13 protein-coding genes are annotated in these 13,954 nt (G+C 58.1%); 3 read left to right on the top strand and 10 right to left on the bottom strand.

The window, feature by feature from the left end; translation table 11 throughout:
* Window positions 1–14: 14 nt before the first annotated feature.
* The 10 genes from bamA to ACODR9_RS00635 all read right to left on the bottom strand — a co-directional run bounded on the left by bamA (window position 15) and on the right by ACODR9_RS00635 (window position 9,978).
* On the bottom strand, window positions 15–2,315 hold the full coding sequence (gene bamA / locus ACODR9_RS00680; protein WP_488807077.1) for an outer membrane protein assembly factor BamA: 2,301 nt from the start codon (window positions 2,313–2,315) through the stop codon (window positions 15–17).
* Between the two features lie 9 nt (window positions 2,316–2,324).
* Window positions 2,325–3,671, bottom strand: a complete 1,347-nt coding sequence (gene rseP, locus ACODR9_RS00675; RefSeq protein WP_488807076.1) for an RIP metalloprotease RseP — start codon at window positions 3,669–3,671, stop codon at window positions 2,325–2,327.
* Window positions 3,665–4,846 carry a 1-deoxy-D-xylulose-5-phosphate reductoisomerase gene (gene ispC / locus ACODR9_RS00670; protein ID WP_488807075.1) on the bottom strand — a complete coding sequence of 394 codons (1,182 nt, stop codon included), beginning with the start codon at window positions 4,844–4,846 and terminating at the stop codon, window positions 3,665–3,667. The genes rseP and ispC overlap by 7 nt, the downstream gene beginning before the upstream one ends.
* A gap of 9 nt (window positions 4,847–4,855) precedes the next feature.
* Window positions 4,856–5,662 (bottom strand): phosphatidate cytidylyltransferase, encoded by an 807-nt coding sequence (locus tag ACODR9_RS00665; RefSeq protein WP_488807074.1) that lies wholly within the window; start codon window positions 5,660–5,662, stop codon window positions 4,856–4,858.
* Window positions 5,663–5,668: 6 nt separating this feature from the next.
* Window positions 5,669–6,418 (bottom strand): undecaprenyl pyrophosphate synthase, encoded by a 750-nt coding sequence (gene uppS / locus ACODR9_RS00660; protein WP_488807073.1) that lies wholly within the window; start codon window positions 6,416–6,418, stop codon window positions 5,669–5,671.
* 11 nt (window positions 6,419–6,429) lie between these two features.
* Window positions 6,430–6,987, bottom strand: coding sequence for a ribosome recycling factor (gene frr / locus ACODR9_RS00655; RefSeq protein ID WP_488807072.1), 558 nt, complete (start codon window positions 6,985–6,987; stop codon window positions 6,430–6,432).
* Between the two features lie 81 nt (window positions 6,988–7,068).
* The gene (gene pyrH / locus ACODR9_RS00650) at window positions 7,069–7,788 is read right to left on the bottom strand and encodes a UMP kinase (protein WP_488807071.1); all 720 of its coding nucleotides are present in this window, start codon (window positions 7,786–7,788) and stop codon (window positions 7,069–7,071) included.
* Window positions 7,789–7,879: 91 nt separating this feature from the next.
* Complete coding sequence (gene tsf, locus ACODR9_RS00645) at window positions 7,880–8,746, bottom strand: translation elongation factor Ts (protein WP_488807070.1); 867 nt, start codon at window positions 8,744–8,746, stop codon at window positions 7,880–7,882.
* A gap of 75 nt (window positions 8,747–8,821) precedes the next feature.
* A complete protein-coding gene (gene rpsB, locus ACODR9_RS00640; RefSeq protein ID WP_488807069.1) occupies window positions 8,822–9,550 on the bottom strand; it encodes a 30S ribosomal protein S2 in 729 nt (242 codons plus the stop codon).
* Between the two features lie 146 nt (window positions 9,551–9,696).
* On the bottom strand, window positions 9,697–9,978 hold the full coding sequence (locus tag ACODR9_RS00635; RefSeq protein ID WP_488807068.1) for a hypothetical protein: 282 nt from the start codon (window positions 9,976–9,978) through the stop codon (window positions 9,697–9,699).
* On the opposite strand from ACODR9_RS00635, the gene ACODR9_RS00630 reads away from it, so the two are divergent.
* The 3 genes from ACODR9_RS00630 to ACODR9_RS00620 all read left to right on the top strand — a co-directional run bounded on the left by ACODR9_RS00630 (window position 9,977) and on the right by ACODR9_RS00620 (window position 13,954).
* Window positions 9,977–11,011, top strand: a complete 1,035-nt coding sequence (locus ACODR9_RS00630) for an NAD(P)H-dependent flavin oxidoreductase (RefSeq protein ID WP_488807067.1) — start codon at window positions 9,977–9,979, stop codon at window positions 11,009–11,011. The two genes, ACODR9_RS00635 and ACODR9_RS00630, sit on opposite strands and share 2 nt — an antisense overlap.
* Window positions 11,012–11,215: 204 nt before the next feature.
* Window positions 11,216–12,517: an MFS transporter gene (locus ACODR9_RS00625; RefSeq protein ID WP_488807066.1), complete on the top strand. Its 1,302-nt coding sequence runs from the start codon at window positions 11,216–11,218 to the stop codon at window positions 12,515–12,517.
* Between the two features lie 240 nt (window positions 12,518–12,757).
* Complete coding sequence (locus ACODR9_RS00620) at window positions 12,758–13,954, top strand: cation:proton antiporter (RefSeq protein WP_488807065.1); 1,197 nt, start codon at window positions 12,758–12,760, stop codon at window positions 13,952–13,954.

Here is a 13,954-nt window from a genome sequence, read left to right as displayed (position 1 = left end):
AGGCCTCTTTCGATTTAGAAGACGGTACCCAGTTGGAACTGGAAGCTTTGATACTTGTCGCCTTCTTTCTTGCGCAAGGCTTTGGCGAGACTGAACTTCATCGGCCCCAACGGGGACAGCCAGGTGACGGCGGCACCAGTGGAGTAACGCAGTTCGCTGCTTGGGGTGCTACCGCTGACGGTGCTGTCCCATACTGTACCGGAGTCAAAGAAAACGCTGGCACGTACCGATTTGTTATCCTTCATGCCCGGGAAGGGGAACAGGATTTCCGCATTGGCAACCGCCTTGCGGGTACCACCCAGGTAGTCACCGGTGGCGGCATCCTTCGGACCCAGACTGTTGGAGTCGTAACCGCGTACCGAGCCCAGACCACCCAGATAGAAGTTCTGGAAGAACGGCAAGGTAGACGTCTTGCCATAGCCGTTGGCATAACCCACTTCACCGTTCAGCATCAGGGTGAAGGTTTTGGAGAGTGGGAAGAACCACTGTTGCGAGTGGGTCAGGCGATACCATTCGAGATCCCCACCCGGCAGCGCCGCATCCGCCTGTACCTTGATGTTGGCACCACGTGTCGGCCACAGCGAGCTGTCACGGGTATCGCGTCCCCAGCCAGCAGTACCGATCAGCGACAGGTTGTTGCTGCCATACTTGTTGACGAAGTCCAGATAGCGCGTCGGGCTGTCGCTCCAGGTGCCAACCTTGGTCTGCTCCAGCCCCAGGCTGAAGTTGATGCGGTCGGTTTCCGTTACCGGCACACCAAAGCGCACGGCGGCACCATCGGTGGAGGTCTTGTAGTGCGTGGTACTGGACGACGAGCTGTTATAGGGCTTGTACACGCGATGGTACAGGTCGTAACCCAGGCTCACGCCGTCGGCAGTGAAGTACGGATCGGTAAACGACAGCGTGGCTGTCTTGTTGACCGAGCCATTGGAAATACCAAACGACATGTATTTGCCGGAGCCGAAAATATTGCTCTGGGAAATGCTGGCTGACAGCTGGATGCCCTCACCCTGCACAAAGCCCACACCGGCGGAAATACTACCGGTGGAACGCTCCTTGAGCGTGATGTTCATGTCTACCTGGTCAGGCGCATCTGCCACCGCCGGGGTTTCCACGTTAACGTCTTCAAAGTAGCCCAGCAGCTCGACACGGTCCTTGCTGCGCTTGACGTTGGCTGCGTTATACACGGAGCCTTCCAGCTGGCGCAGTTCGCGGCGCACCACTTCGTCACGCGTCTTGGTGTTGCCGGCAATGTTGACACGGCGCACATAGGTTTTGCGACCCGGATCCACAAAGAAGGTGAAGCCAACCTGCTGCTTGTCGCGATTGATATCCGGCAGCGCATTGACGTTGGCAAAGGCATAACCGTCATTGCCCAGACGATCACTCAGCGCCTTCACGCTTTCAGTCACCTTCTCGTTATTGAACACCTCGCCGGACTTCACGGTGATCAGCTTGCGCAGATCGGCCTCCGGCACCTTCAGGTCACCGGCCAGCTTGATGTCGGCAACGGTAAACTTGCTGCCTTCATTGATGTTCAGTGTCAGGAACATGTGTTCCTTGTCGGCACTGATGGAAACCTGGGTAGATTCGATATTGAATTCCAGATAGCCCTGGTTCTGGTAGAAGGCCTTCAGCTTTTCCAGATCGCCGGTCAGCTTCTGCTTGGAATACTGGTTGTCCTTGGTTAGCCAGGACAGCCAGCCACCCGATGTCAGCGACATTTCATCCAGCAGCTTGTCCTGGCTGAAGGCCTTGTTGCCGACAAAATGAATGTCTTTGATCTGGGCGGTGATGCCCTCGGTAATGTCCAGCGTCACGGCAACACGGTTGCGTTCCAGCTTGGTGACTTGCGGCGTGATTTCCACCGCATATTTGCCACGGCTGTAATACTGGCGTTTCAGTTCCTGTACCGCGCCGTCCAGCAGGGCCTGATCAAAAATGCGGGATTCGGCAAAGCCGTTGTCCTTCAAGGCCTTTTTGAGCTGATCCTTGCTGAATTCCTTGGCACCGTTGATGTTCAGCTGGGTAATGACCGGGCGCTCGGCCACGGCAACAATCACCACACCATCACGCGACTCTACGCGCACATCATCAAAAAAGCCGGTAGCAAACAGGCTTTTGATGGATTCACGTGCCTTTTCATCGCTGAAGGTGTCACCCACCTTGACCGGCAGGTAGTTGAAGACGGTACCGGCTTCGGTACGTTGCAGGCCTTCAACGCGGATATCCTTGATCACGAACGGATCCGCAGCCCAAACAGCTGTTGCCGTGGTCATGCCCAGCACAGCGGCCGCGAGTAATTTCAATTTCATAGGTTTGTTTTAACCCCCAAAAAGGCGGCTGATATCGTTCAGCACGGCAAACAGCATCAGTGACGCCAGCAGGATGAATCCGATCTTCTGTCCAAACAGTTGCGCGCGCTCGCTTAGCGGGCGGCCTTTAACCAGCTCCGCGACATAATACATTAAGTGCCCGCCATCCAGCACAGGTATTGGCAACAGATTAAGCACCCCGATACTGACGCTGATCAGCGCCAGGAATTCCAGGTAGGGACTCCAGCCTTCGCGGGCGGTCTGACCGGCGATGCTGGCGATGGTCAGCGGACCGGACAGATTGTCCAGCGACGCCTGGCCAATCACCATACGTCCAAGGAACTTCAAGCTCATCCAGGCGGTATCGCTCATCTTGCGCAGCGCCTCAACGCCCGCCTCAGCCACGGCAGGCTGGTGCACGAAGGCCAGCTGCTTCATCCAGGCTGCATCTGGCAGCGGAGCGGCGCCAATGCGGCCTATCATCACGTCACCATCGGCCACCGTAGCTGGACGCAGCTTTACATCCTGCGCCTTGCCGTCGCGCTCGATGCGGATCAGCAACTCCTTGCCCGGGCTTTCGTGAATCAGCTTCACCCAGGCATCCCAGCTGTCCAAGGGCTTGCCATTGGCAGAAATCAGCTTATCGCCTGACTTAAGGCCGGCGTGGGCTGCCACGCCACCCTCCTCGACACCGCCAATCGCCGCCAGATAGCGCATGGGCATGAAGCCGGGATTACCCTGCTCCAGCGCCTTGAGGCTGTCTTCATCAGCCTGGGCCGGATCAATGCTGCGCAACACGGTTGCAGACTGCGCCGTACGCACTTGCAAGCGCAGCGGTACATCACCACTGCTGGCTGCATCAACCAAGGCCAGCCGCAAAGCCTGCCAGTCATTCACCTTCTGACCGTTAACGCTCAGCACCCGGTCTCCCGGCTGAAAACCGGCGCTGGCGGCCAGGCTGGGCGTAATCACCGTGCCGATTTGCGGCAACAGTTGGGTGACACCACCGGCAATCACCACCCAGTAAAACAGCACGGCCAGCACCAGATTGGCCAGCGGACCCGCCGCCACAATGGCCATGCGCTTGTATACCGACTGGGTATTGAAAGCCAGATGACGCTCTTCCGGTGCGACATCCATCTCGCGCTCGTCCAGCATGCGCACATAGCCACCCAGCGGAATCGGGCTGATGGCCCACTCAGTATCGCCACGACGGAAGGTATACAGCGGTGCGCCAAAACCTACCGAAAAGCGCAGCACCTTTACGCCGCACAGGCGGGCCACCCAGTAATGACCCAGCTCGTGAAACGTGACCAGCACACCAATGGCCACCAGGAATGCCAGGAATGTCAGCATGAACCCACCTTGTTCATGGCAAAGCGACGTGCTTCACCATCCTTATCCAGCAAATCAGTCAGCGACCGGCTGGCCGACAGGCTGACACCCGCCAGCGTGGCTTCCACCACACTGGCAATATCGACAAAGCGTAAGCGCCCTTCCAAGAAGGCCGCTACCGCCACTTCATTGGCTGCATTGAGCACCGCCGGTGCATCGCCACCGCTGCGCAGCGAGGAAAATGCCAGCCCCAGACAGGGAAAACGTTGCAGATCTGGCTGTTCGAAACTCAGATTGCCCATGCTGAAAAAGTCCAGCGAACTCACCCCAGCTTCGATGCGCTCCGGCCAGGCCAGGGCGCAAGCGATGGGCGTTCGCATGTCGGGAGAACCCAACTGCGCCATCACCGAGCCATCGCGGTATTGCACCATGGAATGGATGACACTTTGCGGATGCACCACCACATCAATACGCTCGGGAGGGGCAGAGAACAGCCAGTGCGCCTCGATCACTTCCAGCCCCTTGTTCATCAGGCTGGCAGAATCAACAGAAATCTTGCGCCCCATCACCCAATTAGGATGACGGCAGGCATCTTCGGGCGTGACCTGCAACAAGGCTTCAGCACTGTGCTGGCGGAACGGGCCACCCGAAGCGGTAAGAATGATCTTGCGGATGCCGGATGCGTCGAGATTGCCCGCATAGTCATGCGGCAAGGACTGAAAAATGGCGTTGTGCTCGCTATCCACCGGCAACAGGGTGGCACCATGCTCACGCACCGTCTCCATGAACAGGCGGCCAGCCACCACCAGTGACTCCTTGTTGGCCAACAGTATTTTCTTGCCCGCACGTGCCGCCGCCATGGCGGATGGCAAGCCGGCTGCTCCAACAATGGCGGCCATCACCACATCCACCTCGGGCAAAGCAGCCACGCGCTCCAGCGCTGCCGCTCCGTGCAGCACCTCGGTAGCCAGGCCCTGCTCGCGCAGTCGGCCCTGCAGGGCATTGGCAGCGGCTGCATCAGCCACCACAACATAAAGCGGAAGAAAACGACACGCCTGCTCGAACAGGCGATCCACCTGACGATGACCGCTAAGAGCCACCACACGGTAACGATCAGGATGACGGGCAACCACATCCAGCGTGTTAACGCCGATACTGCCGGTTGCCCCAAGAACGGTAATGCCTTGAGGTTTCATGAGATGAGCTTACAGCCCGCCCAGCACGCGCAGCGCATTGCTGACTGCCAGAACGGCAATGAGACTATCAATTCGATCGTAAACGCCGCCATGACCGGGCAACAGCTTGCTGCTGTCCTTGATGCCGGAGGCGCGCTTGAACCAGGATTCCAGCAAATCCCCACATACACTGACGGCAGTCAATGGCAGCGCCAGCAACACCAGCGCCCATACCGGCAGGCCAACGGAAATCCAGCCCAACCGGCTGACGATGACGACATAGATCGCCACGCCCACCAACGCACCGTACACGCCTTCCCAGCTTTTCCCTGGGCTGATGGACGGTGCCAGCTTGCGCTTGCCAAAGGCCTTGCCGGAGAAATAGGCGGCAACATCCGCCACCCACACCAAACCCATCACAGCCAGCAAAGTAAGCGCATGACTGGCATCAGCCTGCGCGCGCCATTCCAGAAAACCATACCAAGCCGGCAACATCAGCACCCACCCCAAGGGGGCGGCCAGCACGGGGGACTTCACCGTCCAGCGCTTGGCCAGCCACAAGGGCATCACCAGCAGCCAGAACACCAATGACAACCAATGCGCGGCCGACGGCATCTGCCAGCCCTGCTGCCAGGAAAGGGCCGCAAAGGCGCTACTTGCCGCGAGATACCCCCAACGGACCGCGCCCTGCAGGCCGGTCATGCGGGCGTATTCCCACAAGGCCAGCAGGATGATCAGCCAGGAAAAACCGGCCCAAGCCGTTGCCGGAAACAGAAACAGCGCAGCCAGCATCAGTGGCAGCAATACCAGGGCAGTCAGAATGCGGGTTTTGAGCATGAGAGGTCAGTTTCTGCGCTGCTGCACAGGCAGTTGTTCGCTGGTGCGCCCAAAACGGCGCTCACGTTCGCGGTAAGACTGCAGGGCAGCTTCAAGCGCGCTGCGGTCGAAGTCCGGCCACAACAGGTCGGTAAAGTACAGTTCGGAGTAAGCCAGCTGCCACAGCAGGAAATTGCTGATGCGCTGCTCGCCACCCGTGCGAATGAATAGGTCCGGCTCCGGCGCCCAGTGCGTGGACAAACGCGCGGCCAGGTTTTCCTCGGTAATCTGGCTGACACCGTCAGCAATCAGACTATTGACTGCATTGAGCACATCCCAGCGGCCACCATAATCCGCCGCAATATTAAGCACCAAGCCATCATTGCCTGCCGTTTTGTCTTCCGCTGCCTGAATCCGCTCGGCCAGCGCCGGACTGAAGCGCTCGCGCGTACCCAACACCCGCAGGCGGATATTGTTGGCATGCAGCTTGCTGACTTCACCTTCCAGCGCGCGGAGAAACAGATCCATCAGGAAAGTCACCTCATCCGGCGGACGCCGCCAGTTTTCGGTGGAGAAGGCAAACAGCGTCAGGTGCTCCACCCCCATTTCCTTGCAGGCGGTGACGATCTCACGGACGGTATCCAGGCCTTTTTTGTGACCCGCTACCCGTGGCAGGAAACGCTTTTTGGCCCAGCGGCCATTGCCATCCATGATGATGGCGATGTGCCGGGGTACACAGCGCACCTCCGGCACGTCCTTGGTGGAGCTTCCAAACAAGGCTATTTCCTTTATACCGCCATCAGGTCTGCTTCTTTGCCCGCCAGTGCCTTGTCGATTTCGGCAATGAACTTGTCGGTCATTTTCTGGATGTCGTCCTGACTGCGACGCTCTTCGTCCTCGGTAATGGACTTGTCCTTGAGCAGGTTCTTGAAGTCATTGTTGGCATCGCGGCGGATATTGCGCACAGCCACGCGAGCACCTTCAGCCTCGCTCTTCACCACCTTGATCAGGTCACGACGGCGTTCTTCGGTCAGCATCGGCATCGGCACACGGATGATCTCACCCATGGACGCCGGATTCAGGCCCAGATCAGAATCGCGGATCGCTTTTTCGATCTTGGCAGCCATGTTCTTTTCCCAAGCCTGCACGCCGATGGTGCGGGAATCAATCAGGCTGACATTAGCCACCTGATTAACCGGCACATCGCTACCGTAGTAGTCGACCATGACATGATCAAGAATGCCGGTATGGGCGCGACCCGTACGCACTTTAGTCAGGTCGGTCTTGAACGCCTCCAGAGTCTTGGTCATCTTCTGCTCGGCGGATTTCTTGACTTCATTAATCATGCTTGCTCCAAAAATCTGTACTTTGAAAAACAAGGCGGAAAGCGGCTTCCAGCCGTTTCCGCCCCTTGGTATTCGTCAAGCTCAGCAGTGTACCAGCGTGCCTTCGTCTTCGCCAAGCACTACGCGCTTTAGCGCGCCCTGCTTGAAGATGCTGAACACCTTGATATTCAGGTGCTGGTCACGGCACAGTGCAAAGGCGGTGGCATCCATCACCTTCAGATTGCGGCCAATAGCCTCATCAAAAGTCAAGGTCTGGTAGCGCACAGCATCGGGATTTTTTTTCGGGTCGTCGGTGTACACGCCATCCACCTTGGTGGCTTTCAGCATGATGTCGACATTCATTTCCATGCCACGCAGCGCAGCAGCGGTATCAGTGGTAAAGAAGGGGTTGCCGGTACCGGCACCAAAAATCACCACCTTGCCCTCTTCCAGGTATTGCATGGCCTTGCCGCGTACATAGGGCTCGGCAATTTGCTGCATGGTAAGTGCGGACTGCACGCGCGCCACCAGGCCAACCTTGCCCATGGCATCCTTCAGCGCCAGTGCATTCATCACCGTAGCCATCATGCCCATGTAATCGGCAGTAGCGCGATCCATGCCGCTGGCCGCACTGGAAACGCCACGGAAGATGTTGCCACCACCAATCACGATACCCACCTGCACGCCCAGCTCTACCACTTCCTTGATCTGACCAACGATCTGCTCGATGGTCGAGCGGTTGATGCCGTAGTTATCGTCGCCCATCAGGGCCTCACCGGACAGCTTGAGCAGAATGCGTTTGTAGGAAGGAGCTTGGCTCATGGTAACCTCGAGTTGGGTGTTTTGGGGCATTCAGTTTGCAAAACGGCACCCTGCAGGCAGGGTGCCGTTCGATCATACAGTCTTGTCAGACTTACAGCTTGGCAGCAGCAGCCACTTCAGCAGCATAGTCTACAACCTTCTTCTCGATGCCTTCGCCAACAACAAACATGGCGAATGCATTAACGGAAGCAGATTTTTCAGCCAGCAGTTTTTCTACAGTCACGTCCGGGTTCTTGACGAAAGGCTGACCCACCAGGGTCACTTCGGCCAGGAACTTGTTGACGCGGCCTTCTACCATCTTGGCAACGATATCAGCCGGCTTGCCGGATTCGGCAGCTTGTGCAGTGTAGATCTTGCGCTCTTGCTCCAGGGTTTCGGCCGGAACCTGATCCTTGGAAACACAGATCGGCTTGGATGCAGCGATATGCATGGCGATATCGCGACCCAGCGCTTCGTCACCCTTCAGATCAACGATGACGCCGATCTTGGCACCGTGCAGATAGGTGGCGATGGTGCCGTCGGTTTCGTAACGCACGAAACGACGGATGGTCATGTTCTCACCCAGCTTGGCGATAGCAGCCTTGCGGATTTCTTCTACGGACACGCCATCTACTTCAACAGCGGACAGGGCTTCAATATCAGCCGGGTTCGCAGTTGCAGCAGCCTGGGCAGCAGCAGCAGCCAGTGCCAGGAAGGTCGGGTCTTTGGCAACAAAGTCGGTTTCACAGTTCACTTCAACCAGGGCGCCAACGCCACCAGCCACGTAGGAACCGATGATACCTTCGGCAGCCAGACGGCCAGCCATCTTGGAAGCCTTGTTACCGGACTTGATGCGCAGAATTTCTTCGGCTTTGGCAGCGTCGCCCTCAGCTTCAACCAGGGCTTTTTTGCACTCCATCATGCCCAGGCCGGTAGCAGCGCGCAGATCCGAAACCATTTTTGCGGTAATTTCCGCCATGCTTGTAACTCCTGTATTCGATACGTAAGGTAATCAGGTCTAAAAAAAGGGGCTTGCGCCCCCTTTCGAGTCTGCTTACTCAGCCTGGGCCGTTTCAGCAGCGGCTACGACTTCTTGCAGCGACTGAGCGCGGCCTTCCAGTACGGCGTCGGCGATGCCGCGAGCGTACAGGCGGATAGCGCGACTGGAGTCATCGTTACCCGGAACTACGTAGTCGATGCCGTCCGGGGAGTTGTTGGTATCAACAACGCCGATAACCGGGATGCCCAGTTTCTTGGCTTCAACAATGGTACCTTTCTGGTAGCCAGTGTCGATAACGAAGATGGCGTCCGGCAGGCCCTTCATATCTTTGATACCGCCCAGCGAGCGTTCCAGTTTGTCAACTTCGCGTTGCAGGTCCAACAGTTCTTTCTTGTTGTAACCCATGTCAGCGCCTTCCAGGATGGCACGCTTCTCTTCAAGACGCTTGATGGACTGCTTCACGGTCTTGTAGTTGGTCAGCATACCGCCGAGCCAGCGGTGATCAACAAACGGCATGCCAGCGCGAGCGGCTTCTTCACGGACGATCTCACGTGCCTGACGCTTGGTACCAACAAACATTACGGTACCCTTGTTGGCGGCCAGACGACGCACATATTCCTGGGCGCCGATAAACAGCGGCAGCGTCTTTTCCAGGTTGATGATGTGGATCTTGTTGCGGCTGCCAAAGATGTACTGAGCCATCTTCGGGTTCCAGAAACGGGTTTGGTGGCCGAAGTGAACACCGGCCTCAAGCATTTGACGCATGGTAACGTTGGTGGACATGCAAAAACTCCTTAAAGGGTTAAGCCTCCATCCGCGCAGACAACCGTCAGTATCAAAATATTGACGGCACCCTTTGGCACGGATGTGCGTAGTTTATTCCCCTACCCAATGTAGAGGACGCAAGATTCTAGCACCACAGCACAGGCTCACTCAAGCGACTTGCCTGCATTTGCTTGCTCACGGGCCAATTCCTGCCGTTTTCGCAGTTTGCGCCGTGTCATTCTTGCAATAAACAGTGTGGGCAGAAAACCCAAGAAAAACAGAATGGAAAACGTTGCCCACAAGCTGTTCTGTGCAACGGCCAGCATCATTATCACGTAGAGCCAGCCAATCAATACCATATACATAATCAAACAACCGTTTGAAATTTTCGGAAAAAGCCTGAACAATAGCTCCACATTGTAAACCACCCGCCCGGTTACCATCATGCAAACCCGCTTTACCGAAACCTTTGGCGTACGCTTGCCACTCGCCTGCCCTGGCATGAGCTATATCGCCACTCCCGAGCTGGTAGCGGCTACCGCCAATGCAGGGGGACTGGGCATTCTGGCCACCGGCCCGCTCACGCCAGAACAGACCCGCGCCGCCATCCGCCGCATCCGTGAACTGACCGACAAGCCTTTCGGCATCGGCTGCACGCTGATGATGCCGGGGGCGCGCGAAAACTGCGAAGTTGCCTTGCAAGAGCAGGTGGCTGTGATTAACTTCTCGCTAGGCAAGGGTGACTGGATCGTTAAGGCCGCACATGCTTACGGCGGCAAGGTGATTGCTACCGTCGTCACCGAGAAACATGCTATTTCTGCAGAGAAAGCTGGCGTGGACGGCTTGCTGGTCACCGGCCACGAAGCCGCCGCACATGGCGGCGAAGTCACTTCGCTGGTGCTGATCCCGGCCATCCGCAAGGTAAGCTCACTGCCCATCATAGCGGCCGGTGGTTTTGGCAGCGGTGCCGGGCTGATGGCGGCCCTGGCGCTGGGAGCGGATGCCGTGGCCATGGGCAGCCGCCTGGCGATGACGCAGGAAAGCCCGGTACATGCCACCAGCAAGGAGATGATCCGCCAGCGCAGCGTGGCCGATACTTTGTACTCGCGCAATTTCGACGGCCTGTGGTGCCGCATGATGGACACCCCCACCGCCCGCGCCGCCACCCGCAAGCCGATGAATCTGCTGGCAGCCGCCTGGAAAGCCAGTGCCATCGCCCGCAAGATGGGCATGCCAGTCTTGAAAGTTGCGCTGGGCGGCATGCTGCAAAAACCGCAGGAGTTGCGCCAGCTGGCGCTGTTTGGCGCTGCCACCGAATCCATCCGCCTGGCCATTGAAGAGGGCAATCACCAGCAAGGGGTGCAACTGATCGGCCAGGTGCAGGGGCTGATTGACGATATCCCCAGCGTGCAGCAACTGTTCGAGCGCATCATGCACGAAGCCGCCGACACACTGACTAGGCTGCAATCACACGGCTAGCATAAAAACACAGCAAACTTGAAGTTTTTCTTATTCTGGAAAAACTTTATTCATTTAAAATTTTAAATTACGCAATTAGATGCCGCCACGCGGCATCTTTTCTCATTGCCTTGCCCATCTTCCGTCCCGTATTCTCCATTTGCACCTGCAAGCAGCATGCCGACGCAGATCGGCCACTGCACTCATCCACCATAGAGAACACGCATGATTCCGTACTACAAACAGGCCGGACAGGCAGCCCCGCGCCCACTCACCCGCCAGGATTACCGCACGCTGGCCCTCGCCGCACTAGGCGGCGCACTGGAGTTTTACGACTTCATCATCTTTGTGTTTTTTGCCCTGGTCATCGGCCAGCAGTTCTTCCCGCCCGACATGCCGGACTGGCTGCGTCAGTTTCAAACCTTCGGCATCTTTGCTGCCGGTTATCTGGCCCGCCCGCTGGGCGGCATTGTCATGGCCCACTTTGGTGACAAGCTGGGACGCAAGCGCATGTTTACCCTGTCCATCGTCTTGATGGCCGTCCCCACCCTGCTGATGGGTATGCTGCCCACCTATGCCAGCATCGGCATTGCCGCCCCGCTGGCACTACTGGCCTTGCGCATCTTGCAGGGTGCGGCCATTGGCGGCGAGGTGCCGGGCGCCTGGGTTTTTGTGGCAGAACACGTCCCTGCCCGCCACACCGGCTATGCCTGCGGCACACTGACCGCCGGCCTGACTGCTGGCATCCTGCTGGGCTCCCTGCTGGCCACACTCATCAACAGCAGCTTCACCCCAACCCAGATTGCCACTTGGGCATGGCGACTCCCCTTTCTGATTGGTGGCATTTTCGGCCTGATCGCCATGTACCTGCGCCAATGGCTGGAGGAAACTCCGGTGTTTGCCGAAATGCAGGCCAAGAAAGCACTGGCCGATGAACTACCGCTAAAGACTGTGCTGCAGCAACACCGGCATGCCGTCGTTGTATCCATGCTGCTCACCTGGCTGCTGTCTGCAGCCATTGTGGTAGTCATTCTGATGACACCGGCCTATCTGCAAAAGCAGTTCGGCATTGCCGCCGCCACCAGCCTAAAAGCAAACAGCCTGGCCACGCTGGCCCTGATCGTCGGCTGCATTCTGGCTGGCCGCATCATCGATCGCCTGGGCAGCGGTCTTACCTTCATTCTGGGCAGCCTGCTACTGGGAGCAAGCAGTCATCATTTCTATACAACCATCGCCATCGACAGCAGTCAGCTGTATGCCCTCTACACACTGACCGGATTGAGCGTGGGCATTGTCGGTGCCGTGCCCTACGTCATGGTGCGCGCCTTCCCGCCTGCGGTTCGCTTCACCGGCCTGTCCTTTTCCTACAATCTGTCCTATGCCATCTTCGGCGGTCTGACACCGATGGCGGTAACGCTATGGATGAAAAGCAATCCGCTGGCACCTGCGCACTATGTACTGGCGCTATGCGGCATGGGGGTATTGCTGGGTTGCCACCTGCTTTGGTTCAGCCGTGACAGGCACTAAACAGCCCCTCACTGTCCATCCAACGGCCCGCTCTCGGGCCGTTTTTCATGATTGCAGCGTGATTGCACTGCCTGCTTAGCCGGTAGAAATCAGCAGCAATGCGGAACCCTGCTGCTAAATCAGCAGTCTCTGATTGAGCAAATCCTGTTTTTACGCGTTCCAACCGGCTTTATCGTCCAGCGCCACTCCCGGCCTTGCCCCTGCCCACGCAGACCCGACCCACAGACCACGGAGACGCCTATGCCTCATTTTCCATGGCAGCACATTGTGCTGAACCCGCTTGCCGCCTTTGGCATCCTGCTGACGCTGGGTGTAATAGGCGGCCAAATCGCCAACCGCATTGCCCGCCTGCCCGCCATGACCGGCTACGTACTGATCGGGCTGATTATCGGCCCAGCCAGTCTGCATGTACTGGACGTAGACCTGCTGCGCGCTGCCGACCTGTTTGTCAACCTGGCCCTGGGCCTGGCGCTGTTTGAAAGCGGACGCCGGGTTGATCTGCGCTGGCTGCGCAGCGAGCGCACCTTGCTGCTCAGTACGCTGAGCTACTGCCTGATTGTGTTTGCCGCTTTGAGTGCCTTGCTGTCCCAAGCCGGGCTCGACTGGCAGAGCAGCGCCAGCATGGCCGCCATTGGCATGGCCACCTCGCCCATCGTCATTCTGGAGATGCTGCACGAAGGCCGGGCCGAAGGTCAGGTCAGCGACCGGCTGGCTACGGCCACCGCCCTGTCCAGCCTGCTGTCCTTGCTGGCCTTTGCCATTACGCTGGGCTCGGCACACTTGATTGACAATCACCCACTGGAAGACAGTCTGCTCACCCCAGCCTGGCTGATTTTGGGTTCCAGCCTGCTGGGCCTGCTGGCCGGCTTGCTGGCCATCGCCCTCAACCATTGGCTGGGTCATCAGCGCCAGCACCAAACTGCAATGCTATTTGGGCTGATCGCCCTGTTGGTGGGCCTGGCCGTCATGCTCGGCACCCTGCCCTCGCTGGCCTTGCTGGTTTTCGGCCTGGCCACCCGCAATCTGCGCGGCGGCGAAGCCGTCAGCGAACCCGGCCTGCTAACCGGCAGCCACTTTTTCTTTGTCGCCTTTTTCGTGGCAGCGGGTGCCTGGCTGCAGCCGCAGGCATTGGCCAGCCAATGGCCGCTGGCATTGGGCTATCTGTTGTTACGCAGCAGCATTGCCATGCTGTTCTGGTTTTTGATGGCACCGGCAAACTGCCTCACCCGTCGTCGTGGCTTGTGGCTGGGACTGGCACTCAACCCGCTATCCGGCGGCAGCGCCATGCTGTTTAGCATGGGTACGCTGGCGCTTGGCACCCAGGCCGGCAATGCTGCGGCCAGCATGATGGCGGTACTGCTGATCAGCGAACTGGCCGGACCCTGGCTGTGCCGCCTCGCCCTGCAACAGACCGGCGACATCTGCAAGGAGCAATAA

Source organism: Aquitalea sp. FG25, assembly GCF_057809375.1.
The sequence above is the reverse complement of the archived record's forward strand: the minus strand, read 5'-3'. Positions and strand labels throughout refer to the sequence as shown.

Excerpts from the sequence above, each read along its gene's own strand:
- bamA (WP_488807077.1), bottom strand. The coding sequence starts at position 2,315 with ATGAAATTGAAATTACTCGCGGCCGCTGTGCTGGGCATGACCACGGCA.
- rseP (WP_488807076.1), bottom strand. The coding sequence starts at position 3,671 with ATGCTGACATTCCTGGCATTCCTGGTGGCCATTGGTGTGCTGGTCACG.
- ispC (WP_488807075.1), bottom strand. The coding sequence starts at position 4,846 with ATGAAACCTCAAGGCATTACCGTTCTTGGGGCAACCGGCAGTATCGGC.
- ACODR9_RS00665 (WP_488807074.1), bottom strand. The coding sequence starts at position 5,662 with ATGCTCAAAACCCGCATTCTGACTGCCCTGGTATTGCTGCCACTGATG.
- frr (WP_488807072.1), bottom strand. The coding sequence starts at position 6,987 with ATGATTAATGAAGTCAAGAAATCCGCCGAGCAGAAGATGACCAAGACT.
- pyrH (WP_488807071.1), bottom strand. The coding sequence starts at position 7,788 with ATGAGCCAAGCTCCTTCCTACAAACGCATTCTGCTCAAGCTGTCCGGT.
- tsf (WP_488807070.1), bottom strand. The coding sequence starts at position 8,746 with ATGGCGGAAATTACCGCAAAAATGGTTTCGGATCTGCGCGCTGCTACC.
- rpsB (WP_488807069.1), bottom strand. The coding sequence starts at position 9,550 with ATGTCCACCAACGTTACCATGCGTCAAATGCTTGAGGCCGGTGTTCAC.
- ACODR9_RS00630 (WP_488807067.1), top strand. The coding sequence starts at position 9,977 with ATGCAAACCCGCTTTACCGAAACCTTTGGCGTACGCTTGCCACTCGCC.
- ACODR9_RS00635 (WP_488807068.1), bottom strand. The coding sequence starts at position 9,978 with ATGATGGTAACCGGGCGGGTGGTTTACAATGTGGAGCTATTGTTCAGG.
- ACODR9_RS00625 (WP_488807066.1), top strand. The coding sequence starts at position 11,216 with ATGATTCCGTACTACAAACAGGCCGGACAGGCAGCCCCGCGCCCACTC.
- ACODR9_RS00620 (WP_488807065.1), top strand. The coding sequence starts at position 12,758 with ATGCCTCATTTTCCATGGCAGCACATTGTGCTGAACCCGCTTGCCGCC.